Below are 9594 nucleotides of genomic sequence, written 5' to 3'. Positions count from 1 at the left end.
GCGTGAATACCCGCCACAGCAGGGTCATTCACCACGAACCGCGAAGAGCCCGATACCGTCTCGATCATCGAGGCGATCCTCGAGGACCCTCGGCAGATCCTGCTCGCGCAGCAGAATTCCGCCAAGGGCGAGCTGCTGGCGGAGCTCAAGGCCGACGGGGTCGAGTACACCGAGCGGATGGCCCGGCTGGACGAGGTGTCCTGGCCGAAGCCGCTGGAGGAGGATCTGGAGGCGGCTCTCGAGATCTACGCGCGCACCCGGCCGTGGGTGCGGGCGGACGACCTCTCCCCTAAATCGGTGGTCCGCGAGATCTATGAGACAGGGCAGACCTTCAGCGAGTTCGTGCAGCGCTACGGCCTGCAGCGCTCCGAGGGCATCGTGCTGCGCTATCTCTCCGACGCCTACCGGGCGATGCGCCGCACCATCCCTCAGGACCTGCGCACCGAGGGGCTCGAGGACATGATCGAGTGGCTCGGCGTGCTGGTGCGGGGCATCGACTCCTCGCTGCTGGATGAGTGGGAAGCGCTCACGCACCCGGAGGACCTCGAGGAGGACGGCGCCTCCGAGATCCGGCCGAGCACCCCGCGGGGGCTCTCGGCACAGACGAAGGTGCTGCGCACGATGGTGCGCGCAGCGATGTGGCAGCGCGTCGAGCACTTCGCCTTCGAGCGCGAGGCGCGTCTGGCGGAGCTCGACGGCGCCTCCGGCTGGGACCGGCCGCGCTGGGCCGCGGTGATGGACGACTACTACGAGACCTACGACGACGTCGGCATCGACGGACCCGCCCGCTCCCCGCAGCTGCTGCAGATCACCGAGGAGTCGAGGGTGTGGAGGATCCGTCAGGCGTTCCACGACCCCGAGGGCAACCACGACTGGGCGATCGAGGCCGAGCTCGATCTCGAGGCGACCGATGAGACCGGTGAACCGGTGCTGGCGATCACGCACGTCGGCGACGCGGCGTCCCGGCCCTGAACGACGCACCAGGCCGACGCCCTGATGGGCGCCGGCCTGGTGCGAGCGATCCCGGTGGGGATCAGTCGAGGGTCACTGCGGGTTGATCTCGACCTGCGGATTGATCTCCACCTGCGGGTTGATCTCGACCTGCGGATTGATCTCCACGGACTGGAGGGAAGGCTTCTGCGGGTTGATCTCCACGGCCGAGGCCGCTCCGGCGCCGGCGAATCCCAGTGCCACCCCCAGCGTCAGCCCCCCGGCCAGCCTTGCGGCACGCCCGGTCCAGCGGCGGGTGCTCCTGCTCCGTGCATCATTGTCGGCTTTCACAGCGATTGTCCTCTCGAGGAAGGGGCGCGGGGTCAGGGAAGTCCGCGGAGTCCAGAATACCCGTTGTGACCGTTACCACAAGGTCTCGAGGGGACGTTCGACGCATGGATCCTCGAGAGGCGAGGTCGCGGAAGCTTCCCCGAGGGAGCACGGCCCCTGTGGAGTCACGGCATCCGACCGAGATCGTGCCTCAATCGGGGGCGTCGAGCTCCAGGTCCACCATCAGCTCGGCGGCGATCGTCTCGAGCGCCTCACGGACCCCATCCTGGTCCGCATCGGCCGGCAGGCGCACCTCGGCCTCGGCCTCGAACAGCATGCCGCCGCCCTCCGGTGCCTCCCGGGTCCAGCTGCGCAGACCATCGATCGTGGCTCCCTGGGAACGCAGCGCCGAGGACACCTCGCGGACCATGCCGGTGCGGTCCTGGCCCAGCAGGTGCAGGCGCAGCGCGCTGTGGGGCACCGGCTCGACCGGGCCATCGGCGACGGTGGCCCCGACATCCAGCCCCACCTCGTCGGACAGTGCGGGCAGCGCCTCCAGGAACGACTGCGCGCGCTCGTCGGGCAGATCGACCTGCACGATCCCGGCGAACTTGCCCGCGAGCAGGGCGAGCTGGCTGTCCACCCAGTTCCCCCCGTGCTCGTCGACGGCGGCGGCCAGGGCGGCCACGAGACCGGGACGGTCATCCCCGATGGCGGTCAGCACATAGGCGGTGGTCGGCGCGTGTGTCGTCATGGCCACAGGGTAGCCCCCGGGGGGCGCCGGGGACCACGGATCATCCGGTGCTCAGACCCCGGACTTGAACAGCCCGTAGGTGTACGCGTCGTAGATCGCCTCCCAGGAGGCCTCGATGACGTTCGGCCCCACCCCCACGGTCTGGAACTCGAGGCCGCGCCCGGAGGTGCGCACGAGCACCCGCGTGGTGGCATCGGTCCCGTGGTGGGCATCCAGGATCCGTACCTTGAAGTCGCGCAGCTCGAACTCGTCGACCTCGGGATGCCGCTCGCGCAGCGCCGCGCGCAGGGCGAGATCCAGGGCGTTGACCGGGCCGTTGCCCTCGGCGATCGCGACCTTGCGCTCGTGGGAGCTGTCGCCGTCGGCGAGGAGTTTGACCGTCGCCTCGGACTCCAGGGTGCCGTCCCGGCCCAGCTGCGACGTGGCCCGCCAGGACTCCACCGTCGAATAGCTCGGGACCCGCCCGAGCTGGTCGAGCAGGAGCAGCTCGAAGGAGGCATCGGCCGCCTCGTACGAGTAGCCGATCGCTTCGCGCTGCTTGACGGTGGCCGCCAGGCGCGAGAGGAGCTCGGGCTCACCGGTCAGGTCGAAGCCCAGCTCGCGGCCCTTGAGTTCGATGGAGGCGCGTCCGGCCATGTCGGAGATGATCATCCGCATGTCGTTGCCGACCAGCTGCGGATCGGTGTGCTGGTACAGGTCCGGGTCGACCTTGATCGCGCTGGCGTGCAGGCCGGCCTTGTGGGCGAAGGCGCTCGTGCCGACGTACGGGGCCCTGGTGGTCACGGGCATGTTCACGACCTCGCCGATGGCATGGGCGATCCGGGTGGTCTCCGCGAGCATCTCCGCGGGCACCAGATCCATGCCCATCTTCAGCTGCAGGTTCGACAGCAGGGTGACCAGGTCCGCGTTGCCGGTGCGCTCCCCGTAGCCGTTGATGCATCCCTGGACGTGGGTGATCCCGGAGCGCACGGCGGTCAGCGCATTGGCCACCGCGCAGCCGGTGTCGTTGTGCGTGTGCGCGCCGAGCCGGGCGCGGTCCGCTCCGGCCGCGACGAGCCGTCCGCTCAGGTCCTCGATGATCTCTGTGACCTGGTGCGGGAGCATCCCGCCGTTGGTGTCGCACAGCACCAGCACCGCGGCGCCCGCCTCCTGGGCGGCGACCAGCACGGAGGTGGTGTAGTCGGCGTCGTGGACGAAGCCGTCGAAGAAGTGCTCGGCGTCGAGGAACACCTCGCGGCCGAGCCCCACCAGGTGCGCGACGGTGTCCCGCACCATGGCCAGGTTCTCCTCGGCGGTGGTGCGCAGCGCGCCGGTGACGTGGCGCAGATCGGACTTGGCGACCAGGGTGATCGTCGGGGCGCCGGAGTCGACGAGCGCCGCGACCTGAGCATCCTCTGCGACGGGGACCCCTGCCTTCCGGGTCGCGCCGAAGGCCGCGAGCCGGGCGGTGCGCAGCTCGAGCTCGACTGCGGCACGGGCGAAGAACTCGGTGTCACGCGGCACAGCACCGGGCCATCCGCCCTCGATGTAGGTCACCCCGAGCTCGTCGAGATGGCGGGCCACGGCCAGCTTGTCCGTGACCGAGAGGGTGAGCCCCTCCTGCTGGGAGCCGTCACGCAGCGTCGTGTCGTAGAGGTGGAAGGCCTGGATCGGCGTCGTGGCGGGGCTGATCGTCATCGTGCGCTCAGACCAGCCGGGTCAGCCAGCTGTGACGGTCCGGGATCCGGCCGTACTGGATGTCGGTGAGCTCCTTGCGCAGGGCCAGCGTGACCTCGCCGGAGCCACCGTCCCCCACCGTCCAGGAACCGCCGTTGGCACGGAACTCCCCGATCGGGTTGATGACAGCGGCGGTGCCGCAGGCGAACATCTCGGTGATCTCGCCGCTGCCGAGCTGCTCGAGCACCTCGCTCATCACCAGGCGCTGCTCGATCACCGTAAGGCCGCGATCCTCCGCGAGGCGCAGGATCGAGGAGCGGGTGACGCCCTCGAGGATCGAGCCGGTCAGCGCCGGGGTCAGCAGGCGGCCGTCCCGGGTGATCGCGAAGACGTTCATCCCGGAGAGCTCGTCGATGCTGGTGTGGGTCTCGGAATCGAGGAAGAGCACCTCGTCGGCCCCCTGCTCGGCGGCCTCGTTCTTGCCCAGCAGCGAGGAGGCGTAGTTGCCGCCGCACTTCGCCGCGCCGGTGCCGCCGGCTCCGGCGCGCGCGTACTCATCGGTGATCCACACGACCAGCGGCTGCACGCCACGCGGGAAGTACGGGCCGGCCGGGGAGGCTATCACGTAGTAGTCGACCGTGCGGGAGGCCCGCACGCCGAGAAACTCCTCGCTCGCGAACATGAAGGGCCGCAGATACAGCGACTCCTCGCTGGTGGCCTCGGGCACCCAGGGCTCATCGGCCGCAGTGGCGGCTTTCAGCGAGGCCAGGAAGTCCTCCACCGGCAGCTCGGGCAGCGCGAGCCGACGTGCTGAGCGCTGCATGCGTTCGGCGTTGGCCTCGGGACGGAAGGTCCACACCGAGCCGTCGGCATGGCGGAAGGCCTTGAGGCCCTCGAAGATCTCCTGGCCGTAGTGGAGCACCGCCGCGGCCGGCGAGAGCTGCAGCGGGCCGAAGGGCACCACCTCGGCGTCGCCCCAGCCACCGTCCGCGGTCCAGCGGGCGTGCACCATGAAGTCGGTGTAGTGCTGGCCGAAGCCCGGATCGGCGAGGATCTGCGCGCGCTCGTCGTCGCCGACGCGGCGAGTGGTGCTGGTCTGGGTGAAGTCGAGCGCGCTCACGGGATTCTCCTCGTTGCAGGGGGCAGTGTCAGTGTGTCAGGGTCCGGCGCTCAGCGCCCGGAGATCGCGGCGACCAGGTCGTCGCCGATCTGCGCAGTCCCACGGGCGGAGAGCTCCTCGGAACCGGCACGGGCGGCGAGGTCGTTCTCGACCGCGGCACGCACGGCGGCGGCCGGCTCGACATGCCCCAGGTGGTCCAAGAGCAGCGCGATCGAGAGCACCGTGGCGGTGGGGTCGGCGAGATCCTTGCCGGCGATGTCGGGGGCCGAGCCGTGGACCGGCTCGAACATCGAGGGGAAGGCACCGGTGGGGTTGATGTTGCCGCTCGCCGCGATGCCGATCCCGCCGCCGACGGCAGCCGCGAGGTCGGTGACGATATCTCCGAAGAGGTTGTCGGTGACGATGACGTCGAAGCGGGACGGATCGGTGACCAGGTAGATCATCATCGCATCGACGTGGGCGTAGTCCACCTCGACCTCCGGATGCTCGGCGCCGACCTGCTCGACGATGCGGCGGTAGAGGTGACCGGCGTGGACCAGCACGTTGTGCTTGTGGACCAGCGTGAGCTTCTTCCGGCGTGCCTCAGCCTGCGCGAAGGCGTAGCGCACCACGCGCTCGACACCGACGGCGGTGTTGAGGGAGACCTCGGTGGCGACCTCGAGCTCCGTGCCGGTGCGCAGCGAACCGCCGTTGCCGACGTAGGGGCCCTCGGTGCCCTCGCGGACCACTACGAAGTCCATCTCCCCGGGATCCGCCAGGGGCGAGACGACGCCGGGGTAGAGCTTGGTGGGGCGGAGGTTGACGTAGTGGTCGAAGGCGAAGCGGAGCTTGAGCAGCAGGCCGCGCTCGAGCACGCCCGAGGGCACGCCGGGATCGCCGACGGCACCCAGCAGGATCGCGTCGTGCTCCGCCAGCCGCGCCATGTCCTCGTCGGTGAGGGTCTCACCGGTGCGATGCCAGCGGCCCGCGCCGAGGTCGAAGTCGGTGGTCTCGACGCTGACGCCGGCGGGCTCGAGGGCGGCGCGCAGGGCGCGCAGTCCCTGGGGGACGACCTCCTGGCCGATGCCGTCACCCTCGATGACGGCGAGCTTCAGGACGGATGACAGGGCAGGGGCGCTGGGGGTGCTCATGGCAGGACTCCGGTTCTTCGGGAAGCGATCAGTAGACGAGGTCGACGGCGTGGATGGACCGTGCGTCGATCGTGGCGCCGAGCTCCTCGGCGAACTCGCGGTCCACGGACTCGTCGAGGTTCAGGACCACCAGCGCCTCGGCGCCGCGGGTGCTGCCGGCGCGGGAGACCTGCATGCCGGCGATGTTGATCCCGGCCTCGCCGAGACGGAGCCCGTACTTGCCGATCAGGCCCGGGCCGTCCTCATAGCGGATGATCAGCAGGTGGTCGCTCATCGCGACATCCAGCGCATGGCCGAACACCTCGGTGAGCTTGTGCTCCTGCTCGACGCCGCTGAGGGTGCCGGAGACCGTGACGACGGAGCTGTCGCGCAGGGTGCCGCGCAGGGTGACCACGTTGCGGAAGCGCTCGGAGTTCTCGTCGGTGACCAGCTTCACGGTGATGCCGCGCTCCTCGGCGAGGACGGGTGCGTTGACGTAGCTGACCTGCTCGGTGACCACGGAGCGGAACACTCCGCGCAGGGCGGAGAGCTTCAGAGCGGTGACGTCGTGGGTGGCGATCTCGCCGTGCACTTCGATATCGAGCAGCTCGGGAGCCTCCCCGGCGAGGGCTGTGAACAGCTGGCCGAGCCGGTCGGCGAGGGCGACGCCCGGACGCACCAGGTCGTCGATCGCGCCACCGGCGACGTTGACCGCGTCGGGGACCAGCTCGCCGGCCAGGGCCAGGCGCACGGACTTCGCGACGGCGACGCCGGCCTTCTCCTGGGCCTCGACGGTCGAGGCGCCCAGGTGCGGGGTGAGGGTGACGGTGTCGAGCTCGAGCAGACGCTTCGCGGTCTCGGAGGCCGACGGGGGCTCGGAGGTGTACACGTCCAGTGCTGCACCGGCGATGCGGCCGCTGCTGAGCGCGTCGAACAGCGCCTCCTCGTCGATCAGACCACCACGGGCGGCGTTGACCACGTGCAGGGAGGGCTTGGCGAGCGCGAACTGCTCGGCGCCGATCAGGCCGGTGGTCTCGGGCGTCTTCGGCATGTGGACGGTGACGACGTCCGCCTCGCCCATCAGCTCGTCGAGCTCGACCACGCGAGCCCCGAGCTCGGCGGCCCGGGCATGGTTGACGTAGGGGTCGTAGGCCAGCAGGTTCACACCGAAGGGGCGCAGCCGTTCAGCGACTAGCTGGCCGATGCGGCCGAAGCCCACCACACCCACCGTCTTGCCCAGCAGCTCGACGCCGGTGAGCTGCTTGCGCTCCCACTTCCCGGCCTTCACCGAGGCGTCGGCGCGACCCAGATTGCGCATCGAGGCCAGGATCAGCGCGACGGCGAGCTCGGCGGCGGAGGTGATGTTCGAGGTCGGAGCGTTGATGACCATGACGCCCGCGCTGGTGGCGGCGGGCACGTCAACATTGTCCAGGCCCACACCGGCTCGCGCGACGACCTTCAGCTGCTTCGCCGCGGCGTAGACCTCGGCATCGACCTGGGTCGCGGAGCGGACCATCAGGGCGTCGGCCTCCTGGACCGCCGCCAGCAGGGCGGGGCGGTCGGTGCCGTCCACATTCCTGACCTCGATGTCGGGCCCCAGGACCTCGACGGTCGCGGGCGACAGCTCTTCTGCGATGAGCACGACGGGACGCGTCACGGGAACTCCTCCGGTAAGGATGGTTGTCGTCGCACGCATCCTCGGGGGCGACGGGTACCGGGACAGCTTAAACCGCTGTCCGCCATGCGGTCATGCCTGTCAGGATGCGAGACGACCTCCATCTTCGGTGCGCGACGCATTCACACTCGGCAGCGGCGCAGTACCGGACCGGCGCGCGCCGGCTCCGGCAGCTCGGCTCATATCGCCTTGATCGCCTCCACGACACTCTTCGTGCTCGAGCCGAGCGGGACCCCTTCGAAGAAGACCTCCACGCGCTCGTGATACTCCGGCTCCATCTCGAATCCGTTCTCAGCGATCCGAGCCAACGCGTTCACAAGACCGTCCTCGCCCTCCACGATCGGACCGAACCCGTCGGTCTCCGCGTCGAAGAAGCTGCCCGAACGTTCCAGGTCCGCGTCAGGATCGTTCGGGTCATCGAGGTACACGATGGGAGTACGCATGAACGCCACGTCGAAGAACGACGAGGAGAAGTCCGTGACGTACGCGTCGCACAGACGCAGCCATTCCTGGAACGAATGCTCACGCAGATCGGCCATCTTCACCCGGTCCGTGAAGCTGATGTTCTGCGTGAAGAACTCGGCCGCTTCGTAATGAGGCAAGAAGCGCAACTCCGCGCCCGCGTCCTCCAGGAACTCGGCGACGCGGGGCGATTCGAGGATGGAACGGACCGTTCTGAAGTACTGCGACGCCATGAATTCCCCGCGGTCCTCTGCCGCCCCCATTGATCGGTAGGACGGCACGACGAGCCCTTGCCGCCAGGTCGGCGCGAAGAGGATCATGCGCCGTCGGTCACTGCGCATCCGCGTGAGCGTGTCGAAACGAGGCAGTCCCGTGCTCACCGCACGACGCCCGTAGGACAGCTCCTTCGCGAAGAAGTCGCGCTCACCGACCGAGGAGGCGACGACGAGGTCGTAGCCCAACATCAGCCTGTGCAGCGAGCCGATTCGCGATGTCCGATACGAGACGCCATGCCCCAGGAAAACCCTGCGCCCACCGAGCGGATAGTGGAAGTGCTCGAGGAACTCGACCTTCCCCCAGTCCCGAGGAAGGATATAGGTGTCCACGTCGAATGCCGAGATGAGGAGACTCGCTCGACACAGCTCCAGCTTGTGCCGCCAAGAGCCGTGCGCGACGACTTTGCCCGCCCGCGACATGGACGCGAATTCCGGCGAGTTCCTCTCGATCACGTAGACCGGCCGCACTCCAGCACGTTCATCTGCCGCAAGATGCTTGAACAGCGCGGCGCCATTGTCCTGGGCTGTGTCCCAGCGTTCACCGATGAGCCAGGTGGGCTTGTTCTCCAGCTTCCGCAGCACACGAGCGAGCAGCCGCAATCTGCCGAATCCCGAACGATCTCGGAGATCACCGAGTGCGGTGGCGAACGAGCGACGGGCGGCAGAGCGGCTGGCTGGCGACTTTCGAACGCAGACCTGATTCTTGTCGTTCGTCCCGACCCTGTACGCGCTCCCCTCGTGCTCGATCGGTCGCACATTGCGGAAGAGCGCCACGGTCTTCATCATCCTGGGATCAGCTGATCCCTCAGGGGTCTCGAGGTGGAGCCGTGGGAAGTACTCGCCCCGGGGCCAACGGGCCAGAGGCACCACGGCCCTGAACGCAGACCAGCTGCCATCCGACGCAGGCCGATCGGGTCGCTGCAGCCACTCGGCGGGGAACCTCCTCCTGCCGAGCCCGAGCGACATCTCGATATCCGGCTTCCGGTCGATCGGGATGCCGCGCGCCGTGATCCGCCCCTCGAGGACGAGTGAGCCCGGTCGTCGTGAGACTCCCTCCAGGGAGACCGAGAAGCCCTTGGAGCAGAGGATCTCGTCAGCCTGCCCGAGATCCACCGAGCCGAGATGCGGCACCGAACCAGCGATACCGAGTCGCGGTCCATCACCCTCGGCGGGCGAGAACTCACCGCTCGCCCCCCTCAGGAGGAGACGGCCGAATGTCACCTTATGAGGCTCTTCGCGGTTCGTGGTGAATGACCCTGCTGGGGCGGGTGTTCACGCTGCGG

At 68.9% G+C, this 9594-nt stretch carries 8 protein-coding genes; 1 reads left to right on the top strand and 7 read right to left on the bottom strand.

The features are described 5' to 3' along the window. Positions 1-6: 6 nt before the first annotated feature. A complete protein-coding gene (locus ACTH43_RS17970; RefSeq protein WP_441446260.1) occupies positions 7-972 on the top strand; it encodes a DUF3516 domain-containing protein in 966 nt (321 codons plus the stop codon). 72 nt (positions 973-1044) lie between these two features. On the opposite strand, the gene ACTH43_RS17965 is transcribed toward ACTH43_RS17970, so the two are convergent. The 7 genes from ACTH43_RS17965 to ACTH43_RS17935 all read right to left on the bottom strand — a co-directional run bounded on the left by ACTH43_RS17965 (position 1045) and on the right by ACTH43_RS17935 (position 9442). Beyond that, complete coding sequence (locus ACTH43_RS17965; RefSeq protein ID WP_441446259.1) at positions 1045-1281, bottom strand: hypothetical protein; 237 nt, start codon at positions 1279-1281, stop codon at positions 1045-1047. 190 nt (positions 1282-1471) lie between these two features. Then, complete coding sequence (locus ACTH43_RS17960; protein WP_441446258.1) at positions 1472-2014, bottom strand: glycine cleavage system protein R; 543 nt, start codon at positions 2012-2014, stop codon at positions 1472-1474. A 51-nt stretch (positions 2015-2065) separates the two neighbouring features. Next, positions 2066-3691, bottom strand: coding sequence for a citramalate synthase (gene cimA, locus ACTH43_RS17955; protein WP_441446257.1), 1626 nt, complete (start codon positions 3689-3691; stop codon positions 2066-2068). A 7-nt stretch (positions 3692-3698) separates the two neighbouring features. After that, positions 3699-4790: a branched-chain amino acid aminotransferase gene (locus ACTH43_RS17950; protein ID WP_441446256.1), complete on the bottom strand. Its 1092-nt coding sequence runs from the start codon at positions 4788-4790 to the stop codon at positions 3699-3701. 50 nt (positions 4791-4840) lie between these two features. Further along, positions 4841-5920: a 3-isopropylmalate dehydrogenase gene (locus tag ACTH43_RS17945; protein WP_441446255.1), complete on the bottom strand. Its 1080-nt coding sequence runs from the start codon at positions 5918-5920 to the stop codon at positions 4841-4843. A 28-nt stretch (positions 5921-5948) separates the two neighbouring features. Further along, complete coding sequence (gene serA / locus ACTH43_RS17940) at positions 5949-7556, bottom strand: phosphoglycerate dehydrogenase (protein ID WP_441446254.1); 1608 nt, start codon at positions 7554-7556, stop codon at positions 5949-5951. Between the two features lie 197 nt (positions 7557-7753). Then, the gene (locus ACTH43_RS17935) at positions 7754-9442 is read right to left on the bottom strand and encodes a CDP-glycerol glycerophosphotransferase family protein (RefSeq protein ID WP_441446253.1); all 1689 of its coding nucleotides are present in this window, start codon (positions 9440-9442) and stop codon (positions 7754-7756) included. Positions 9443-9594: the final 152 nt, after the last annotated feature.

It is taken from the genome of Brachybacterium sp. (assembly GCF_052095815.1).
Classification (GTDB): Bacteria; Actinomycetota; Actinomycetes; order Actinomycetales; family Dermabacteraceae; genus Brachybacterium.
This window is presented reverse-complemented; position numbering and strand designations above follow the sequence as displayed.

What these genes read in the sequence shown, in the direction of transcription:
- ACTH43_RS17945 (WP_441446255.1), bottom strand. Translation starts at nt 5,920, where the DNA reads ATGAGCACCCCCAGCGCCCCTGCCCTGTCATCCGTCCTGAAGCTCGCC.
- cimA (WP_441446257.1), bottom strand. Translation starts at nt 3,691, where the DNA reads ATGACGATCAGCCCCGCCACGACGCCGATCCAGGCCTTCCACCTCTAC.
- ACTH43_RS17960 (WP_441446258.1), bottom strand. Translation starts at nt 2,014, where the DNA reads ATGACGACACACGCGCCGACCACCGCCTATGTGCTGACCGCCATCGGG.